Source organism: Bradyrhizobium sp. Ce-3 (assembly GCF_022835695.1).
GTDB lineage: Bacteria > Pseudomonadota > Alphaproteobacteria > Rhizobiales > Xanthobacteraceae > Bradyrhizobium.
In genome coordinates this window covers 1,149,014-1,167,847 of sequence record NZ_BQUV01000001.1, presented here as the reverse complement: position 1 = coordinate 1,167,847, position 18,834 = coordinate 1,149,014, and the positions used below count along the sequence as shown (strand labels likewise).

Here is an 18,834-nt window from a genome sequence, read left to right as displayed (position 1 = left end):
CCTATGTGTTCTGTTTGCTTGTGCTGTAGAACATTTCCTGCCGTCGTGGCAATGCGACGAGAACCGAAGGGGCAGGGATGGCAGGTTTGTTTTCAGCGCTGGACTGGCGTGCGATGAGCCAGCAGGAGCGCGACCTCGGCCTGAATAACGGCGTTGCCGTCAAGCGCAGCGCCGAGCTCGCCGCCGGCTGGGAGCAGCGCTCGGCGGCGCTGCGGCAGCAGCACGCGCAGCATCTCGACCTCCGATACGGTCCCCGCGAGCGCAACCGGATCGATTTCCTGAAAGCGCGGGACGGCGCGCCGACGCTGCTCTTCATCCACGGCGGCTATTGGCAGACCCGCGCCAAGGAGGTGTTCACGATCTTCGCCGAGGGACCGCTGGCGCACGGCATCAATGTGGCCCTGATCGGCTACACGCTGGCGCCGGATGCGACGCTCGACGACATCGTCGCCGAGATTCACGCAGGGATCGATTTTCTTGCCGGGCAGTTGACCGCGCTCGGTGCCGCCACGGACGGCATCGTCGTGTCCGGCTGGTCGGCCGGCGGCCATCTGACCTCGATGGCGCTAGCGAACGCCCATGTTCGGGCCGGCATGGCGATCTCGGGCATCTATGACCTCGAGCCGATCAGGCACTCCTATCTCAACGAGAAGCTCAGGCTCGACGAAGCCGCCTCGCGGCGCAACTCGCCCATGATGCAGCAGGGCGGTGTTGCAAAACCGCTGTCACTGGTGGTCGGCAGCGCCGAACTGCCGCTGCTGCGCAAGCAGACCGCCGATTTCGCCGGCCATCGCGCCCGCTACGGTCTGCCGGTGACCTATGAGGAGATCGCCGGCGCCGATCATTTCTCGATCATGCACGAGATGCAGGCGCCGCAGGGCCGGATCACGACGCTGATCCGGCAACTGTTCGAGCGGACCGCTGGTACGTCATCCTGAGGTGCGAGCTCTTGCGAGCCTCGAAGGATGACGGAGCCCGTGGCCCATCCTTCGAGACGGCCGCTTTGCGGCCTCCTCAGGATGACGTAGAGCAAGTGGCGCTCGCGGAAGGGCCTAACCCCACCCCGACGTCAGTCCGCCATCCACGGTGTAGATCACGCCCGACGTATAGCCCGCGCGGTCGGAGGCCAGGAACGCCATCAGGTCGCCGATCTCGCGCGCATGCGCGGGGCGGCCGAGCGGCAGGCCCTTCTGGAATTCCCTGTAGCGGTTCTCGTCGCCGAACTGGTGCTTGGCGCGGGTCTTGAGCAGCGTGACGTGACGGTCGGTGCCGACCGGGCCGGGATTGATGCCGACGACGCGGATGTTGTCGGCGAGGCTCTTGCCGCCGAGCGCGCGGGTGAACGCCATCAGCGCCGCATTGCCGGCGCTGCCGCAGATGTAGTTGGCGTCGAACTTCTCGCCGGCCGCGCCGATGTCGTTGACAACAACGCCGCCGCCGCGCGCCTTCATCTGGGCATAGATCGCGCGCGTCAGATTGACATAGCCGAACACCTTGAGCTCCCAGGCGTGCCGCCAGGTCGCCTCTTCGATCTTGTCGATCGAGCCGCCGGGGATATCGCCGGCATTGTTGACCAGGATATCGATATCGGCGGCCTCTTTTGCCAATCGCGCCAGGTCTTCGGATTTGCGCAGATCGACCACGCTGATCGCGGCATCGATCTGGTGTGCGCCGCGCAGCCGCTCAGCCAGCGCCTTGAGCTGGTCGCCGTTGCGGGCGGCGAGCAGCAGGTTGGCGCCTTCCTCGGCAAAGGCTTCGGCGGCGGCCGCGCCAATGCCCTTGGAGGCGCCGGTGATCAGGACACGTTTGCCGCGCAGATGCAGATCCATGGGATGTCTCGCTTGTTATGAGGAACGGATATCGGCGAATTTGGTGGGGCAGGGTCGCGCAGCGGTCAACACTGCACTGCAGCGTTGCGCTGGCGCGAAGTTTGGTCCATTGCAGGGCCATCAGGATAGGCGGCATTGCCGGCCGGGCAAATCACAAGGGTGTTCTCGATGAGCAGCAAAAAGCAGTATCGGATTGCGGTCATTCCCGGCGACGGCATCGGCAAGGAAGTGATGCCGGAGGGCCTGCGCGTCATCGAGGCGGCGGCGAAGAAGCACGGCGTTGACGTCAAGTTCGACCATTTCGACTTCGCCTCCTACGACTATTACGAGAAGCACGGCGAGATGATGCCGGCCGACTGGAAGGACAAGATCGGCAAGCATGACGCGATCTATTTCGGCGCGGTCGGCTGGCCCGCCAAGATCCCGGACCACATCTCGTTGTGGGGTTCGCTCATCAAATTCCGCCGCGAATTCGACCAGTACGTCAATCTGCGCCCGGTGCGGCTGATGCCCGGCGTGCCGTCGCCGCTGGCGAACCGCAAGCCCGGCGATATCGACTTCTGGGTGGTGCGCGAGAACACCGAGGGCGAGTATTCCTCGGTCGGCGGCCGCATGTTCCCGGACACCGACCGCGAGTTCGTGACACAGCAGACGGTGATGACCCGCATCGGTGTCGACCGCATCCTGAAATTCGCCTTCGACCTGGCGCAGTCGCGTCCGAAGAGGCATCTGACCTCCGCGACCAAGTCGAACGGCATCTCCATCACCATGCCCTATTGGGACGAGCGCGTGGAGGCGATGGCCAAGACGTATCCGGGTGTGAAGTGGGACAAGTACCACATCGACATTCTCACCGCGAACTTCGTGCTGCATCCGGACTGGTTCGACGTCGTGGTCGGCTCCAATCTGTTCGGCGACATCCTCTCCGATCTCGGCCCGGCCTGCACCGGCACGATCGGCATCGCGCCGTCGGGCAACATCAATCCGGAGGGCGATTTCCCGTCGGTGTTCGAGCCGGTGCACGGCTCGGCGCCCGACATTGCGGGCCAGGGCATCGCGAACCCGATCGGCATGATCTGGTCGGGCGCGATGATGCTGGAGCATCTCGGCGAGAAGCAGGCCGCGGACGCCATCGTCGGCGCGATCGAGCGCACGCTCGGCGAGCGCACGCTGCGCACCCGCGATCTCGGCGGCAACGCCGACACCACGGCCTGCGGCAAGGCCGTCGCGGAGATGGTGGATTAGAAACGCGGCTGTTCCGTTGCATCTTGTCCCGGCGAACGCCGGGACAATCCGGCCGGTGCAACCAACCGGCCGTGCATCGCATCTCGGCCGCTTCCGGAAGCGTCGGTCTGTGGTCACGTGCTCGGCTCGCGTTTCGTAACGCTCATGGCGGCCTGCCTGGTCCTCAGGTCGTCGACTTCAACGCGCTGCCCAGACCGAGCGCATTCTTGACGAGCCTGTCGCGCAGGCGATCCGGAAGATGCGACAGCAGCATCAGCGCACGGGTTCCTTTGCCGACGACCATCCTTGGCTTGACCTTTCCGCCGGCAAGGGCAGCCATGACGGCATTGACCACGACTGCCGGATCATCGGCGCCGGATTTCTCGAAGCTGCGATCCATCGCCGCAAGGGCCGGCCGGTAGCGCTGATCCAGTTCGGGAGATTTAGCGAGGGTGGCGTCCCGCGCGGCGCGCGATGTCGAGAAGATGCCCGTCTTCATCGCGCCGGGCTCGATCAAAAAGACCTTGATACCGTATGGCCCGAATTCGAGCCGCATCGCGTCGTTCAACGCCGCCAAACCGGCCTTCGATGCCGCGATGGGGCCGTAGAACGGGATGGTGATGTGGGCCGATATCGCGCCGATATTGACAATGGTGCCACGCGACCCCTTGAGCAGTGGAAGCAGCGCCTGCGCGAGCGCGAAGGGGCCGATGACGTTGACGTCGAGCTGTCGCCGCAGTTCGGAGACCGGCACGGCCTCGAGCGGCCCCTCGACGATGATCCCTGCCATGTTCACCAAGCCCGACAGGCGGTCGCCCTTGACGATCTCAGCGACACTGTTCCGGGCGTCCGCGATCGCGGCAGGATCGGATAGATCGAGGCTCAACGTGCGCAGCAATCCGGACCCCTGATGCGCGTCGAGCAATTCCGGCCGGCGTGCGGTGGCGATGACACGACGTCCATCGGCGAGAAGCCTTGCGACAAGTGCGCCGCCGAGTCCGCCCGTCGCGCCAGTCACCAGGGTCCAGCCCGCGTTCGAATTGGCCTGCATCATGTTGTGGCTTCCTTGCATCGTCCGAGCTTGCCTGGCACTATCTTGAAGCTTCCTTCAGGTTTGTGGAATTCGCATTCATGGCCGCCTCGCAACGATCCCGTCTGGAGCCGAGAAAACGGCCGGTTCAGCAGCGTTCCGCGGTGACGGTCGACGCGCTTTTCGAGGCGAGCATTCAGGTTTTGCTGGCGGTCGGTTATCGCAAGCTCACGACGACCCGCGTCGCCGAGCGGGCGGGCGTCTCGGTCGGCACGCTCTATCAGTATTTTCCGAACCGGCAGGCGCTGATGGTCGCGGTCATCGAGCGCTATCTGAACGAGATATCGATGTCCGTTGAGCAGAGCTGCGCGGCTTTGCACGGTTGCAAGCTTGAGACGATGGCGACGGGTCTGGTGGACGGGTTTATCGCCGCCAAGTGGAAGCGCCTCGATGTGTCCAGGGCGATGCAGGAGCCGCTTGCAGATGTCGACGGTGCCCGGTTGATCCGGATAGCCGCCGCGAGAGGTGCCAAGTCAGTCGCCGCACTGCTCGCGAGCTGCCGCAACGCGGCCTTCGAGGAGGTCCAGCCGCTGTCATTGTTTGTCGTGACTGCCTGCAGCTCGCTGCTGCAGGCGGCCATGTCGGATCACGCGCAGTCCATCAAGCGGGACGATCTGCGTCGGCAGATGCGCGCCATGATCCTCGGTTATCTGAAGGAGGCCCGTTCGTTGAAGCGGGTGTGAGGGCCTGCCCGCGATCTTGGCCGAAATGCCGATGCAACCGCGCGTGGTAAAGTGATTGCGGGAATGGTGGACCTGCGTATTCGCTCGCTGTCGTCCCTGCGAAAGCAGGGACCCATAACCACAGGGAGTGGTCGTGGCGAAGCGCTGTGGCCCCAGCCTTCGTGACAATGCGATGCGGTGGTTATGGGTCCCGGCTCGCGCTTCGCTTGGCCGGGACGACGGTGAGATTACCCCTTCACAATCCGTCGGCAATGCTCCCATGCCGCGTGGATCAGGTTCTCGCTCGCTTCGGGCGTGCGGAAGGCGGAGTGCGCCGACAGCGTCACGTTCGGGATTTTCGTCAGCGGGTGATCCTTCGGCAGCGGTTCGATGTTGTAGACGTCGAGGCCGGCATGGCGGATCTGGCCGGAGTTGAGTGCGTCGATCATCGCCTGCTCGTCGACGATGGCGCCGCGCGCGGTGTTGATCAGCACGACACCCTTCTTCATCTTCGCGATCTTGTCGCGCGTGATCATGCCGCGGGTCTCGTCGTTCAGCAGCAGATGGATCGAGACCACGTCGCTGGTCGCCAGCACCGTGTCGAGCGCGGCGAATTCGACGCCCGGATGGCTCTTGGCCGACCGGTTCCAGGCGATCACCTTCATGCCGCTGCCGAGCGCGATGCGGGCGACCTCGGCGGCGATGCCGCCGAAGCCGACCAGGCCGAGCGTCTTGCCGGTCAGCTGCATGCCGTCCTCGCGCAGCCAGTTGCCGGCGCGCATCTCGCGGTCCATCTGCGCGATCACCCGCGCCGACGACCACATCAGCGCGATTGCGGACTCCGCAACCGCGGTGTCGCCGTAGCCCTTGATCAAATGCACGGCGATGCCGATCTCGGCGAGCTCTTCCGGGTTCATGTAGCTGCGCGCGCCGGTGCCGAGGAACACGACGTGCTTCAAGCCGGCGCACTTCCTGGCAACATCGGTCGGCAGCGCGGTGTGATCGACCACTGCGATCTCGGCGCCGTCGAGCACCGCCGGATAGTCCTCGGACTTGATGTCCGGGTTGCGGTTGATCCGCATCCTGGGGTCGCCGGGTTTTTCCAGCCGCTCGGTGATGACAGCGAGCGATTCATTGGCGTCGACAAACACTGCGCGCACGAAGGCCTCCATCTAAGGGAGAAAGGATGATCAGGACGCGACGCCGGCGAGCGCCAGCACCGTATGCATCAGGACGTTGGCGCCGGCGGCGCAATCGGTCTGGGTGGCGTCTTCCAGCTCGTTGTGGCTGATGCCGTCCTTGCAGGGCACAAACACCATCGCGGCCGGCATCACGGTGTTGAGGTTGCAGGCGTCGTGGCCGGCGCCGGAGGTGATGCGGCGATGCGAGTAGCCAAGCTGCGTTGCCGCGTTCTCGACGGCGTCGACCAGCCTGGGATCGAAATGCGTCGGCGCCTTGCGCCAGACCAGATCGAGCTGCATGTCGACCTTGCGCCGGGCAGCGATCTCGGCGACGGCGGCGCGCAGGTCGCGATCCAGCGCGTCCATGATCGCGGCATCAGCGCTGCGGCAATCCACCGTGAAGGCGATCTCGCCGGGGATCACGTTGCGCGAGGGCGCTGCGATCACCGCCTCGCCGATGGTGCCGACAGCCTTCGGGCCGTGCTTTTTCGCGATGCTCTCCATCGCCAGCACGATCTCCGACAGGGTCGCCAGCGCGTCGCGGCGCAGCGGCATCGGGGTCGAACCGGCATGGCTCTCGAAGCCTGTGATCTTGCCGTCGTACCACAACACGCCCTGGCCAGAATCGACCACGCCGATGGTCTTGCCTTCGGCTTCCAGGATCGGGCCCTGTTCGATGTGCAGCTCGACGAAGCTGGTGAACTTCTGGCGGCCGACCGGGGCTTCGCCGCGATAGCCGATCGAGTCCAGTGCCTGCGCCACCGTGACGCCCTCGGCGTCCTTGCGCGACAGGATGTCGTCGGTGGTGAAATCGCCGACATAGGCGGCCGAAGCCATCATCGCCGGCGCAAAGCGCGAGCCTTCCTCGTTGGTCCAGTTGCAGATGCAGATCGGCAGCTCGGTCTCGATCCCGGCATCGTTGAGCGTGCGCACCATTTCGAGCGCGGCCAGCGTGCCGAGGATGCCGTCATATTTGCCGCCGGTCGGCTGGGTGTCGAGATGCGAGCCGACGCCGATCGGCGGCTTCGACATATCCTTGCCCTTCCTCAAGCCGAACATCGAACCGAGCGCATCGACCTGCACGTCGAGGCCGGCGCTCTCGCACGCCTTGCGGAACCAGTCGCGCACCTGCTTGTCTTCGGCGCTCAGCGTCAGCCGCCGTACGCCGCCCTTTGGCGTCGCACCGAATTGCGCGGTTTCGTGGATGGTGCCCCAGAGGCGGGCGGAATCGATCTGCAGGTTGGTGGCGGCTCGGCTCATGTCGTCAGTCCATTCAGCTGTCATTCAATGACGGTCGTCTTTCCGGCACTCGTTTCAATGGCGCGCCGCTTCCACCGCGTCAACCGCCACGCTCGCTTGCGCGATCTGCCTGGCGAGATGGGCGACGCGCTCGATCGCGACCGCATCGGGCGAAGCCAGCCAGCTTGCGGTGAAAGTGAGGGGCGGCAGGTTGAGGTCGGTGTCGAGCAGCAGCAAGCGCCCGTCGGCAAGCTCGTTCTCGACGATCGCCGCTGGGATCACCGCGATGCCAAGCCCTTCATTGGCCATGTGGATCACGGTCGCGAGCGAGGTCGAGGCATGCAGCCGGATCGGCGGCAGATCGGGCGCATTGAACAATGCGCGCACGGTTTCGTAGGGCTGCGTCTTGCGCGGAAAGGTGATGATCGGAAACCGCGCCAGATCCTGCCGCGCCACCGGGCCGGCGCCGAGGCCGAGCGCCGGGCTCGCCAGGAAACCGATCGGGTAATCGCACAGCACATGGTTGTGTGCGCCCGATGCCGAGATCGGTCCGAGCACGAAGGCGAGCTCGATCTCCTGCGCCAGCAGCCGTTGCGTCAGGTTCGGCGTGATGTCGACCTCGATCTCGAGCGACAGGTTCGGGTAGATCTCGTTGACGCTCTTGACCAGCCGCGGCAGCCAGGTGTGCACGATGGTCTCCGCGACACCGAGCCGCAGCGCGCCGCGCATCGCCGAACGGTCGCCGACCTCGGCCATCATCTCCGCGCGCAGGCCGATCAGCTTTTCGGCATAGATCATCATCAACCGCCCGCTCGGGGTCGGCGAAGCCACCCGGTGATCCCGGTTCAGCAGCTTGACGCCCATCTCGCGCTCGAGCTGGGCAATGCGCTGGGAGATCGCTGGCTGGGTGGTGTTGAGCCGCTGGGCGGCGCCGCGGAAGCTGCCGAGCTTGACGACCCAGAGGAAGGTTTCGATCGAGCGGAAGTCCGTCATTGGAAGCGATTTCCCGATCGATAAATTCTATTTATCGATTTTGATTAGAAAGGACGATTAGACATTATATCATGCTTGGTGTTGGTTTGTCCTTGTCGAGATTATGGGCAGGAGAATCCCATGACTGTTTTTGCGGCAGTGCAGCGATCTCAGGAGGAACCAGTGCTGGCGAGCGTCGAAGCGCGGCGCGCCTGCCGCGACGGCGTGGCGTCGGCCACCACCGCCGGCCTCGCCAATGGTTTCGTCCAGGGCAATCTCGCGATCCTGCCGGAAAAGCTCGCCGGCGCCTTCCACCGCTTCTGCCAGCTCAATCCGAAGCCGTGCCCGATCATCGGCATGTCCGACGTCGGCGATTCCCGCATTCCCTCGCTCGGCCTCGACCTCGACATCCGCACCGACGTGCCGCGCTACCGGGTCTGGCGCGATGGCGAGGTGGCCGACGAGCCGACCGACATCACCAAATACTGGCGCGACGATCTCGTCACCTTCGTGCTCGGCTGCTCCTATTCGTTCGAGGAGGCGCTGCTGGATGACGGGCTGCCGATCCGTCACATCGAACGCAACCTGCGTGTGCCAATGTACCGGACCAATATCGCCTGCCAGCCGTCGGGGCCGTTCCAGGGACCGATGGTGGTGTCGATGCGCCCGTTCAAGCCGGCGGACGCGATCCGTGCGGTGCAGATCACCTCGCGCTTTCCCTCGGTGCATGGCGCGCCGGTGCATCTCGGCCATCCGCATGCGATCGGCATCAACGATATCGCCAGGCCCGACTACGGCGATGCGGTGCCGGTGGCCGATGACGAGATCCCGGTGTTTTGGGCCTGTGGCGTCACGCCGCAATCGGTCATCGCAGCTGCGAAGCTGCCATTCGCGATCACGCATTCGCCGGGCCTGATGCTGGTGACCGATCTCAGGAACAGGCAGCTCGCTGTGCTCTGAATAGGCAATTCGTGCAATTCATTCAGGCTTTACTGCGCGCTACAAGCGTCTCATCGATAAAAACAAAGCTGACCTAAGGGGAATTTCGCATGACGATCTCTCGCCGTAACGTGTTGCTGGGTGCCACTGCCGCCGCCGCGCTCGGTCCGACGGCCGCGCGCGCGCAGACCAGTGAAGTGGCAATCGGCGTGATCTATCCGCTGTCAGGCTCCAGCGCCGCGATCGGGGTCGACGCGCAGCACGCCTTCAACACCGCCGCCGACATCATCAACAAGAACTACGATTTCGCGCTGCCGCTCGCCAAGGGCGAGGGCCTGTCCGGCCTCGGCGGCGCCAAGGTCAAGCTGGTATTCGCCGACCACCAGGCCGACCCGCAGAAGGGCCGCGCCGAGACCGAGCGCCTGATCACCCAGGAGAAGGTCTGCGCCGTCGTCGGCACCTATCAGAGCGCGGTTGCCGTCACCGTCAGCCAGACCTGCGAGCGCTACGGCGTTCCGTTCATCTCGGCCGACAACTCCTCGCCGAGCCTGCATCGCCGCGGCCTGAAATACTATTTCCGCGCCTCGCCGCATGACGAGATGTTCTCGGCCGCGATGTTCGACTTCTTCGATGCGATGAAGAAGAAGGGCCAGAAGATCGAGACGCTGGCGCTGTTCCACGAGGACACCATCTTCGGCACCGATTCGGCGAACGCGCAGACCAAGCTCGCCGCCGAGCGCGGCTACAAGATCGTGGCCGACATCAAGTACCGCGCCAATTCGCCGTCGCTGACCGCCGAGGTGCAGCAGCTCAAGGCGGCCAACGCCGACGTGCTGATGCCGTCGAGCTACACCACCGACTCGATCCTCTTGGTCAAGACCATGGCCGAGCTCGGCTACAAGCCGAAGAACATCATGGCGCAGGACGCCGGCTTCTCGGAGAAGGCGACCTATGACGCGGTCGGCGACAAGCTCGAGGGCGTGATCTCGCGCGGCAGCTTCTCGCTCGACCTGGCGCAGAAGCGGCCGATGGTCGGCCTGATCAACGAGATGTACCGCGCCAAGTCCGGCAAGGACTTCAACGACTACACCTCGCGCCAGTTCATGGGTCTCATCATCATGGCTGATGCCGTCAATCGCGCCAAGTCGACCGACGGCGACAAGATCCGCGAGGCGCTGGTCGCCACCGACATGCCCGGCGACGTGACCATCATGCCGTGGCGTCGCGTCAAGTTCGACGAGATGGGGCAGAACAACTTCGCCGATCCGGTGCTGCTGCAATATACCGCGAAGAACTTCGTGACGATCTTCCCGGAACAGGCCGCCGTCTCCGAGGCGATCTGGCCGATGAACAGCTGATCGGCTGGGCTTTAAGAGGGGGCAGACGGCGGTGATTATTCCGGGACTGAAGACGTTCGTCATTGCGAGGAGCGCGGCGACAAAGCAATCCATTCTTTCCGCTTGCGGCACGATGGATTGCTTCGCTTCGCTCGCAATGACGCGCGGCATGCGCCGTCACCCCAAGGCCACGGAGCGCTCATTGTGACAGCCGAGACCATTATCCAGAGTTTGGCGAGCGGTCTCCTGATGGGGCTGCTCTACGGACTGATCGCGGCGGGCCTCGCATTGATCTTCGGATTGATGGACGTCGTGAACTTCGCGCACGGCGAGTTCCTGATGATCGCGATGTACGTGACCTTCTTCCTGTTCGCGTTCTTCGCGATCGATCCCTTGCTCGCGGCGCCGCTGGTCGCGGCGGCGTTGTTCGTGTTCGGCGCGGTGGTCTATCTGCTGATCGTCCGCTTCGCGATGCGCGCCAAGGCCAACGCGGGCATGGTGCAGATCTTCTCCACCTTCGGCCTTGCGATCGTGATGCGGGGCCTCGCCCAGTTCTTCTTCACTCCCGACTACCGCAGCGTCACCAACTCCTGGGTCGGCGGCAAGACGGTGTCGATCGCCGGCATCTATCTGCCGGAGCCGCAGCTGATCGGCGCGATGCTGTCGATCGCGGCCTTCGTCGCGCTCTACTTCTTCATCAACCGCACCGATTTCGGCCGTGCGCTGGAGGCGACGCGCGAGGACGCCGGCGCGGTGGCGCTGGTCGGCATCGACAAGAACCGGGTGTTCGCGCTCGGCTGGGGCCTCGGTGCGGCCCTGGTCGGACTTGCCGGCGCCATCATGGCGATCTTCTTCTACATCTATCCCGACGTCGGCGCCTCGTTTGCGCTGATCGCCTACGTCACCGTGGCGCTCGGCGGCTTCGGCAGCGTGTTCGGCGCCTTTGCCGGCGGCATCATCGTCGGCCTGGTGGAAGCGACCACCGCGCTGATCCTGCCGCCGTCGCTGAAATCGGTCGGCATCTACGCCGTCTATCTCCTGGTCGTCTTCATCCGCCCGCGTGGCCTGTTCGGATCGATGTGATGGACACCCACTTCGCCCAACGCCGCAGGCGTGACCTGATCGTGGCGGCCTGCCTTGCGGTGATCGCCGCGCTGGTGCCGCTGTTCGTCAAGGACGTCTACGTCCAGAACATCATGGTGCTGACGCTGATGTATGCGGCGCTGTCGCAGAGCTGGAACATCCTGTCCGGCTATTGCGGGCAGATCTCGCTCGGCCATGCGCTCTACTTCGGGCTCGGGGCCTACACCACCGCGCTGCTGTTCACCAAGTTCGGCGTGCTGCCGTGGTTCGGCATGCTGGCGGGCGGAGCGATCTCCGCGGTGATCGCGATGGCGCTCGGTTATCCCTGCTTCCGCCTGCGCGGGCATTACTTCGTGATCGCGACCATCGTGATCGCCGAGATCGCGCTGCTGTTGATCCAGAACTGGGATTGGGCGGGTGCTGCGCTCGGCATCGACATCCCGGTGCGCGGCGACAGCTGGCTGAAATTCCAGTTCGCGCGCTCGAAGCTGCCGTACTTCTACTTCGCACTGGCGCTGGCCTGCGTCGCCTGGCTCGTCACCTGGTGGCTGGAAGATTCCAAATGGGGCTATTGGTGGCGCGCGGTGAAGGACAATCCGGACGCGGCCGAAAGCCTCGGCGTCGTCGTGTTCAATTCCAAGATGGGCGCGGCGGCAGTCTCCGCCTTCCTGGTCGCGGTCGGCGGCAGCTTCTACGCCCAGTTCGTGTCCTATATCGACCCTGAGAGCGTGATGGGCTTCCAGTTCTCGCTGTTGATGGCACTGCCCGCGGTGCTGGGGGGCATCGGCACGCTGTGGGGGCCGGTGCTCGGCGCGGTGATCCTGATCCCGCTCACCGAACTGACGCGATCCTTCGTCGGCGGCTCCGGCCGCGGCGTCGACCTGATCGTCTACGGCGCGCTGATCGTCGCGATCTCGCTGGCACTGCCGAAGGGGCTCGTCAGCATGTTCTCCGGGCGCAAGGAGGCCACGCGATGACGGCGCCGCTTGAAACCCCGCTCCTGGAGACCAGGGGCGTCTGGCAGCGCTTCGGCGGCCTCGTCGCCAACAGCGACGTCTCGATCTCGGTCGGGCGCGGCGAGATCGTCGGCCTGATCGGCCCGAACGGCGCCGGCAAGTCGACGCTGTTCAATTTGATCGCCGGCGTGCTGCCGCCGACCCAGGGCTCGATCATGTTCGACGGCGAGGACGTGACAAGGCTGCCGGCGGCGGAACGCTGCCAGCGCGGCGTCGGGCGAACCTTCCAGGTGGTCAAGAGCTTCGAGACCATGACCGTGATCGACAACGTCATCGTCGGCGCGCTGATCCGCAACACCAAGATGCGCATTGCGCGGCAGAAGGCCTATGAGGTGCTGGAGTTCTGCGGCCTTGCCGCGCGCGCCGACAAGCTCGCCGCCGATCTCGTGCCGTCGGAGAAGCGCCGCCTCGAAGTGGCCCGCGCGCTGGCCACCGAGCCGAAGCTGCTGCTGCTCGACGAAGTGCTCACCGGCCTGACGCCCGTCGAGGCGCAGACCGGCGTCGAGCTGGTGCGCAAGGTGCGCGCCACCGGCGTCACCGTACTGATGGTCGAGCATGTGATGGAGATCGTGATGCCGCTGGTCGACCGCGCCATCGTGCTCAATCTCGGCAAGGTGCTGGTCGAGGGCAAGCCCGCGGACGTCGTCCGCAATCCAGAGGTCATTTCTGCCTATCTCGGGGATCGTCATGCTGTCGGTGCGTGAAGTCACCACCGCCTATCAGGGCCTGGTTGCGATCTCTTCGGTGTCGCTCGACGTCACCAAGGGCGAGATCGTCTGCGTCGCCGGCGCCAACGGCGCAGGCAAGTCGACGCTGTTGAAATCGATCGCCGGTGCCGAGCGGCCGCGCGCCGGCACCGTCACCTTCGACGGCAAGCGCATCGACGGCCAGCCGCAGCATGTCATCACGTCAGGCGGCATCGCCTTCGTGCCGGAGAACCGCCGGCTGTTTCCGCGGCTGTCGGTGCGCGACAATCTGCGGCTCGGCAGCTATCTCTATCGCAGCCAGTCCGACCGCGATGCGCCGCTCGATCTGGTCTTCAATCTGTTTCCGCGGCTCGGTGAACGGCTCGACCAGCGCGCCGAGACGCTGTCGGGCGGCGAGCAGCAGATGCTGGCGATCGGCCGCGCGCTGATGACGCGGCCGCGGCTCCTGATGCTCGACGAGCCGTCGCAGGGCATCATGCCGAAACTCGTCGACGAGATCTTCCAGGCCGTCAAACGCATCCGCGACGCCGGGATGACGGTCCTGATCGTCGAGCAGCGCATGGCCGAGTGCCTCGAGATCGCCGACCGCGCCTACATCCTGCAAACCGGCCGCGTGCTGATGCAGGGCACCGCCGCCGAGATCAGCGGCAACCCGGATGTGCGGAAGGCGTATCTGGGGCTTTAGCGGTAATCTCCACGAGCTCCGTCGTCATCCTGAGGTGCGCGCCCCCTTTGGCGCGCCTCGAAGGATGGGCCGCGCGCGGGTATGTGGCCCATCCTTCGAGGCTCGCTACGCTCGCGCCTGACGCCAGTGTTTGCGGCGGGAAGCCGTAGTCGGTGCCTGCGGCCCGTAGCCCGGATGAGCGCAGCGACATCCGGGAACGTCAGTCCCGTATATCGCTGCGCTCATGCGGGCTACGAATCCAGCCTACACGGCCTACTTGCCCTGTTCCTTGCTCTCTTCGACCTTCTCGACCTTGGCGGCAAGATCCGGCACGCGGCTGACGCGGTAGGTTGCGTTGCTGCAGGTCAGCGTCCAGGCCTCGTTGTCGGGCTTGGAGAGCTTGTCGTCCCGTTCGGCCTTGAGCGGCTTGTCGCAGGCATAGCCCTGCGCGCGCAGCTGGATCGCCAGCAAATCCTGCAAGCTCTCCTCGGTCCGTGCGTCCGATGCCGCAAGGCCGCTGGTGAACAGAACCGCGAACGCCAAGCCTGCGAACCTCATCATGACTGTCCTCCGCATATCCATCCTCCGCTATGTTTAGTCCCGTAGCCCGGATGAGCGAAGCGATATCCGGGGGCCGGCATTCCCGCATGTCGCTGCGCTCATGCGGGCTACAACAGCCTATCGCGGCTTGGCCTTCGCGGCAGCCAACAACATCTGTTCTACGATTCCTTCAAATTCACTCTTGGCGATGGGGTCCGTCTTCGCGAACTCCTCGTAGGGTTCGTCCGATTCAGGCCACCAATGGTGGTGGCGGCCGGCCCTGTCGAGGATAAGGGCTGCGGCTTCGACCTCAGCGTCTGTCGGTCGTCCTGACCAACTCGCGATCACTGTTTCCTGGTGCTCGTGCTCCGGCAACGTCAGCCCGAACACCTTCGTTAAATCCTTGATCTGTTCCGGTGATAGGTACCGCGGGTTCAGCCCGCGCAGCAGCAGATAGAGCTTTGCGGTTTCCTCGAGCTCCTCGGTCGCGAACACGGCGGCTTCCAGCGTGTCGCCGGAGACGACCGGGCCGTGATTGGCGAGCAGCACCGATGAATATTTTCCGGCCAGCCCCCTGATCGCGTCAGCCACTGCGGGATCGCCCGGGCGATAATAGGGCACCAGCGCGGTCTGGCCGCACTTCATGACATAATAGGCCGTCATCGCCGGCAGCACGGCGCGCGGATCGATCTCGGGCAGCATCGAGAGCGCGACCGAATGGGTCGAGTGCAGATGCACCACGGCGCCCGCACTGGTGCGCGTCTGGTAGAGCGCGGTGTGCAGCGGCACTTCCTTGGTCGGCGCATCGCCGGAGACCAGCCGGCCATTGCCGTCGAGCCGCGACATCTTCGCCGGATCGAGGAAGCCGAGCGAGGCGTTGGTCGGCGTCACCAGCCAGCCGCCGTCGTCGAGCCGGACGCTGATATTGCCCGAGGAGCCCGGCGTCAGCCCGCGCTCGAACAGCGAGCGGCCGAAGCGGCAGATGTCCTCACGAAGCTTTGTCTCGCTCATCCGGTTTCGTTCGTCTGGTTCTTGCGGTTTCTTGGCGCTATCCGTTTCCGCTTTGTCTCATGCTTTGGCAGCGCGGCCAAGCCGTGATAGGCAAGCAGCAACGAGCAGGACCGGGAAGGGTGAAGGCCGGTTTTCCGAAAATGCTCAAACAACTAAAAATGTTCGGGGATCGCCGCATGTCCAGTTCCGCAAAACCACACGTCGCCGTCATCGGGCTCGGCTCGATGGGATATGGCATGGCGACCTCGCTCAAGCGCGCCGGCTTGACGGTGACCGGCTGCGACGTGTCGGCCGATGCCGTCGCGCGCTTCGTGGCCGATGGCGGCAAGGGCGCGAAGACCCCGGCCGAGGCGGCTCGGGATGCCGACATCGTCGTCAGCGTCGTCGTCAATGCCGCGCAGACCGAAGCCATCCTGTTCGGCAAGGAAGGTGCCGCCGAAACCCTGGCAATGGACGCGGTCTTTATCTCCTCGGCAACGATGGACCCCGATATCGCACGGCGGCTGGCCAAGCAGCTGGAGGCGACCGGCCGTCACTATCTCGATGCCCCGATCTCCGGCGGCGCGCAGCGCGCGGCGCAGGGCGAATTGACGATCCTTGCCTCCGGCAGTGCGGCAGCGTTCGCAAAGGCGCGGCCGGCGCTGGATGCAATGGCGGCAAAGCTCTACGAGCTCGGCGATGCCGCAGGGCAGGGCGCCGCGTTCAAGATGATCAATCAATTGCTGGCCGGCGTGCATATCGCGGCCGCTTCGGAGGCGATCGCCTTTGCCGCCAAGCAGGGCCTCGATATCCGCAAGGTCTATGAAGTGATCACGGCCTCCGCCGGCAATTCCTGGATGTTCGAGAACCGCATGCCGCATGTGCTCGACGGCGACTATGCGCCGCGCAGCGCGGTGGAGATTTTCGTGAAAGACCTCGGCATCATCCAGGACATGGCGCGCAATGCGCGCTTCCCGGTGCCGGTCTCGGCCGCCGCATTGCAGATGTTCCTGATGACCGCGGCGGCCGGCATGGGCCGCGACGACGATGCGTCGGTGGCGCGGATGTATGCCCAGGTCACCGGCACCAAGCTTCCCGGCGCGAAATAAGAGGATATTGCAATGCCCCGCTTTGCCGCCAATCTCACCATGATGTTCAACGAGGTCCCGTTCCTCGACCGCTTCGACGCGGCGGCGAAAGCGGGCTTCACCGCGGTCGAATTCCTGTTTCCCTACGATCATCCGGCCGAGGAGGTCGGCAAGCGGCTGAAGGCCGCCGGGCTGACGCAGGCGCTGTTCAATCTGCCGCCGGGCGACTGGAACGCCGGCGAGAAGGGATTTGCCGCGTTGCCGGATCGTTTCGCCGACCTGCAGCAGAGCCTGGCAACCGCGCTGCCCTATGCGCAGGCGACCGGCGTCAAGCGCGTGCATCTGATGGCGGGGATCGCCGACCGCAGCGATGCGAGGGCGGTCGCGGCATTCCGCAAGTCGGTCGCCTATGCCACCGAGTTTTTCGCGCCGCACGGTCTCGACGTCGTGATCGAGCCGATCAATCCGCGCAACGTGCCCGGCTACTTCCTCAACGACTTCCTGTTCGCGCGCGACCTGATCAACGAGCTGAAGATTGCGAACCTCAAGCTGCAGTTCGACATCTACCACTGCCAGATCATCCATGGCGACGTCACGATGCGATTGCGCGAGATGATGCCGATCATTGGCCACATCCAGATCGCCTCGATCCCTTCGCGCAACGAGCCTGACGGCGAGGAGTTGAACTATCCGTTCCTGTTCGGCGAGCTCGATCGGCTCGGTTACGGCGGCTTCGTCGGCTGCGAATACAATCCGCGCGGCAAGACCACCGACGGCCTGGCCTGGTTCGAGCCCTATGCCGGAGTGAAGCCGTGACGCGAGCCGGAAACCTGTCTCTTGGTTGCATCGCCGACGACTATACCGGTGCCTCCGACCTCGCCAACGCGCTGACCCGCGCCGGCCTGCGCACGGTGCAGACCATCGGCGTCCCCGCCGACGATCTCGCACTGCCCGAGGTCGACGCCGTGGTGGTGTCGCTGAAGAGCCGCTCGATCGAGGCCGGCCTGGCCGTGACGCGTTCGCGCGCGGCGGAGGCCTGGCTGCGCGGCCGCGGCGCCAGGCATATCCTGTTCAAGATCTGCTCGACCTTCGATTCCACCGATGCCGGCAATATCGGCCCGGTGATGGACGCGCTGCGGGCGGATTCCAAGGATGCCATCGTGCTGGTGACGCCGGCGTTCCCGGAGACCGGCCGCACCGTCTATCAGGGTAATCTGTTCGTCGGCCAAGTGCCGCTGAACGAGAGCCCGCTGAAGGACCACCCGCTCAACCCGATGCATGATTCCAATCTGGTCCGCGTGCTGGCGCGCCAGAGCAAGACCAAGGTCGGCCTGGTCGATCTGGCGACCTTGAGCCGCGGCGCGGGTGCGGTGCGCACCAGGCTGGCCGAGCTCGCGCAAGGCGGCATCGGCGCGGCGATCGTCGATGCGGTGTTCGATCGCGACCTCGAGACCATCGGGCAGGTGGCGCTGGACCACCGTCTCTCGGTCGGCGCCTCCGGGATCGGGCTTGGATTGGCGCGGGCGCTGGTCGATGCAGGCAATGCCAAACCTGACGCCGCGGATGCGCAGCCCGCGCCGGCAATCGGCGGCCCGGCGGCCTGCCTCGCCGGCAGTTGCTCGCAGGCGACCCTGCGGCAGATCGCCAGCGCCGAGAAGGTGATGCCGGTCCTGCACCTCGACCCCGAGCGGGTGGTTGCCGGCAGGGATGAGGCGCAGCGCGCGCTCGCCTGGGCCAAGGAACGGCTCGGGAAGGGGCCGGTCCTGATTGCGAGCAGCTCGACCCCGGAGCAGGTGACAGCTCTGCAATCCCGTCATGGCCGCGATGCAGCCGGACACGCCATCGAGCAGGCCATGGCCGACATTGCGGATGGCCTGGTGCAGTCGGGCGTGCACAGGCTTGTGGTCGCCGGTGGTGAAACTTCAGGCGCCGTGGTCGATCGGCTTGGTATCCCGGGATTCCTGGTCGGGGCGGAAATCGCTGCAGGCGTGCCGGTTCTGCGCGCGGTCGGCGCCAGGCACGGCGCGATGGTGCTCGCCTTGAAATCGGGCAATTTCGGCGGGCCGGAGTTCTTCTCGGACGCGCTCGCATTGATGCCGTGATGCGGCTGTCGCGCATCCTGATGCGCCTCTCGCGCATCATGTCGGGGCGATGACAGCGCGTCTCAGTAGTTCAACGGGGAACCAAATTAACCCTACTTAAGGAGGGGGGCTGGCTTTGATGTGTTCGGCGCACCGCCGCGCCCCTAGCCATTCGATTGGGCTTCGCGAGCC

At 65.1% G+C, this 18,834-nt stretch carries 18 protein-coding genes and 1 pseudogene; 12 read left to right on the top strand and 7 right to left on the bottom strand.

Features of this window, described 5'->3' with window-relative positions; all coding sequences use genetic code 11:
- Positions 1–77: 77 nt before the first annotated feature.
- Positions 78–938 carry an alpha/beta hydrolase gene (locus tag BRSPCE3_RS05300; protein WP_244064645.1) on the top strand — a complete coding sequence of 287 codons (861 nt, stop codon included), beginning with the start codon at positions 78–80 and terminating at the stop codon, positions 936–938.
- A 114-nt stretch (positions 939–1,052) separates the two neighbouring features.
- Here BRSPCE3_RS05300 and BRSPCE3_RS05295 read toward each other — a convergent pair whose 3' ends face one another.
- On the bottom strand, positions 1,053–1,829 hold the full coding sequence (locus BRSPCE3_RS05295; RefSeq protein ID WP_244064644.1) for an SDR family oxidoreductase: 777 nt from the start codon (positions 1,827–1,829) through the stop codon (positions 1,053–1,055).
- Positions 1,830–1,997: 168 nt separating this feature from the next.
- Here BRSPCE3_RS05295 and BRSPCE3_RS05290 point away from each other — a divergent pair, with 168 nt between their 5' ends.
- Positions 1,998–3,074, top strand: a complete 1,077-nt coding sequence (locus BRSPCE3_RS05290; RefSeq protein WP_244064643.1) for a tartrate dehydrogenase — start codon at positions 1,998–2,000, stop codon at positions 3,072–3,074.
- A 163-nt stretch (positions 3,075–3,237) separates the two neighbouring features.
- Here the strand turns inward: BRSPCE3_RS05290 and BRSPCE3_RS05285 are convergent, their stop codons facing one another.
- On the bottom strand, positions 3,238–4,107 hold the full coding sequence (locus tag BRSPCE3_RS05285) for an SDR family NAD(P)-dependent oxidoreductase (protein ID WP_244064642.1): 870 nt from the start codon (positions 4,105–4,107) through the stop codon (positions 3,238–3,240).
- Positions 4,108–4,184: 77 nt separating this feature from the next.
- On the opposite strand from BRSPCE3_RS05285, the gene BRSPCE3_RS05280 reads away from it, so the two are divergent.
- Complete coding sequence (locus tag BRSPCE3_RS05280) at positions 4,185–4,826, top strand: TetR/AcrR family transcriptional regulator (RefSeq protein ID WP_244064641.1); 642 nt, start codon at positions 4,185–4,187, stop codon at positions 4,824–4,826.
- Between the two features lie 227 nt (positions 4,827–5,053).
- On the opposite strand, the gene BRSPCE3_RS05275 is transcribed toward BRSPCE3_RS05280, so the two are convergent.
- The 3 genes from BRSPCE3_RS05275 to BRSPCE3_RS05265 are packed head-to-tail and all read right to left on the bottom strand — an operon-like array spanning position 5,054 to position 8,218.
- Complete coding sequence (locus BRSPCE3_RS05275) at positions 5,054–5,965, bottom strand: NAD(P)-dependent oxidoreductase (protein WP_244064640.1); 912 nt, start codon at positions 5,963–5,965, stop codon at positions 5,054–5,056.
- Between the two features lie 30 nt (positions 5,966–5,995).
- Positions 5,996–7,246, bottom strand: a complete 1,251-nt coding sequence (locus BRSPCE3_RS05270) for a Zn-dependent hydrolase (protein WP_244064639.1) — start codon at positions 7,244–7,246, stop codon at positions 5,996–5,998.
- Between the two features lie 54 nt (positions 7,247–7,300).
- On the bottom strand, positions 7,301–8,218 hold the full coding sequence (locus BRSPCE3_RS05265) for a LysR family transcriptional regulator (RefSeq protein WP_244064638.1): 918 nt from the start codon (positions 8,216–8,218) through the stop codon (positions 7,301–7,303).
- Positions 8,219–8,338: 120 nt separating this feature from the next.
- On the opposite strand from BRSPCE3_RS05265, the gene BRSPCE3_RS05260 reads away from it, so the two are divergent.
- The 6 genes from BRSPCE3_RS05260 (at position 8,339) to BRSPCE3_RS05235 (ending at position 13,964) form a co-directional block, all read left to right on the top strand.
- Entirely contained in the window at positions 8,339–9,157 is an 819-nt protein-coding gene (locus BRSPCE3_RS05260) for a putative hydro-lyase (protein WP_244064637.1), read from the top strand.
- An 89-nt stretch (positions 9,158–9,246) separates the two neighbouring features.
- Complete coding sequence (locus BRSPCE3_RS05255; protein WP_244064636.1) at positions 9,247–10,494, top strand: ABC transporter substrate-binding protein; 1,248 nt, start codon at positions 9,247–9,249, stop codon at positions 10,492–10,494.
- A gap of 183 nt (positions 10,495–10,677) precedes the next feature.
- The gene (locus BRSPCE3_RS05250) at positions 10,678–11,556 is read left to right on the top strand and encodes a branched-chain amino acid ABC transporter permease (protein ID WP_076862477.1); all 879 of its coding nucleotides are present in this window, start codon (positions 10,678–10,680) and stop codon (positions 11,554–11,556) included.
- Complete coding sequence (locus BRSPCE3_RS05245) at positions 11,556–12,533, top strand: branched-chain amino acid ABC transporter permease (protein ID WP_244064635.1); 978 nt, start codon at positions 11,556–11,558, stop codon at positions 12,531–12,533. The genes BRSPCE3_RS05250 and BRSPCE3_RS05245 overlap by 1 nt, the downstream gene beginning before the upstream one ends.
- Entirely contained in the window at positions 12,530–13,276 is a 747-nt protein-coding gene (locus tag BRSPCE3_RS05240; protein WP_244064634.1) for an ABC transporter ATP-binding protein, read from the top strand. Before BRSPCE3_RS05245 ends, BRSPCE3_RS05240 begins: the two co-directional genes overlap by 4 nt.
- Entirely contained in the window at positions 13,260–13,964 is a 705-nt protein-coding gene (locus BRSPCE3_RS05235; RefSeq protein ID WP_244064633.1) for an ABC transporter ATP-binding protein, read from the top strand. Before BRSPCE3_RS05240 ends, BRSPCE3_RS05235 begins: the two co-directional genes overlap by 17 nt.
- 252 nt (positions 13,965–14,216) lie before the next feature.
- Here BRSPCE3_RS05235 and BRSPCE3_RS05230 read toward each other — a convergent pair whose 3' ends face one another.
- Both BRSPCE3_RS05230 and BRSPCE3_RS05225 read right to left on the bottom strand, forming a co-directional pair.
- Positions 14,217–14,504 (bottom strand): hypothetical protein, encoded by a 288-nt coding sequence (locus BRSPCE3_RS05230; RefSeq protein WP_244064631.1) that lies wholly within the window; start codon positions 14,502–14,504, stop codon positions 14,217–14,219.
- Between the two features lie 336 nt (positions 14,505–14,840).
- A pseudogene (locus BRSPCE3_RS05225) lies at positions 14,841–15,494 on the bottom strand (aldolase); the annotation flags it as partial.
- 176 nt (positions 15,495–15,670) lie between these two features.
- Between BRSPCE3_RS05225 and ltnD the strand changes: the two are divergent.
- The 3 genes from ltnD to otnK are packed head-to-tail and all read left to right on the top strand — an operon-like array spanning position 15,671 to position 18,663.
- Entirely contained in the window at positions 15,671–16,582 is a 912-nt protein-coding gene (gene ltnD, locus BRSPCE3_RS05220; RefSeq protein WP_244064630.1) for an L-threonate dehydrogenase, read from the top strand.
- A 12-nt stretch (positions 16,583–16,594) separates the two neighbouring features.
- Positions 16,595–17,377, top strand: coding sequence for a 2-oxo-tetronate isomerase (otnI, locus tag BRSPCE3_RS05215; protein ID WP_244064628.1), 783 nt, complete (start codon positions 16,595–16,597; stop codon positions 17,375–17,377).
- Positions 17,374–18,663, top strand: a complete 1,290-nt coding sequence (otnK, locus tag BRSPCE3_RS05210; RefSeq protein ID WP_244064627.1) for a 3-oxo-tetronate kinase — start codon at positions 17,374–17,376, stop codon at positions 18,661–18,663. Before otnI ends, otnK begins: the two co-directional genes overlap by 4 nt.
- The last annotated feature ends 171 nt before the right edge of the window (positions 18,664–18,834 follow it).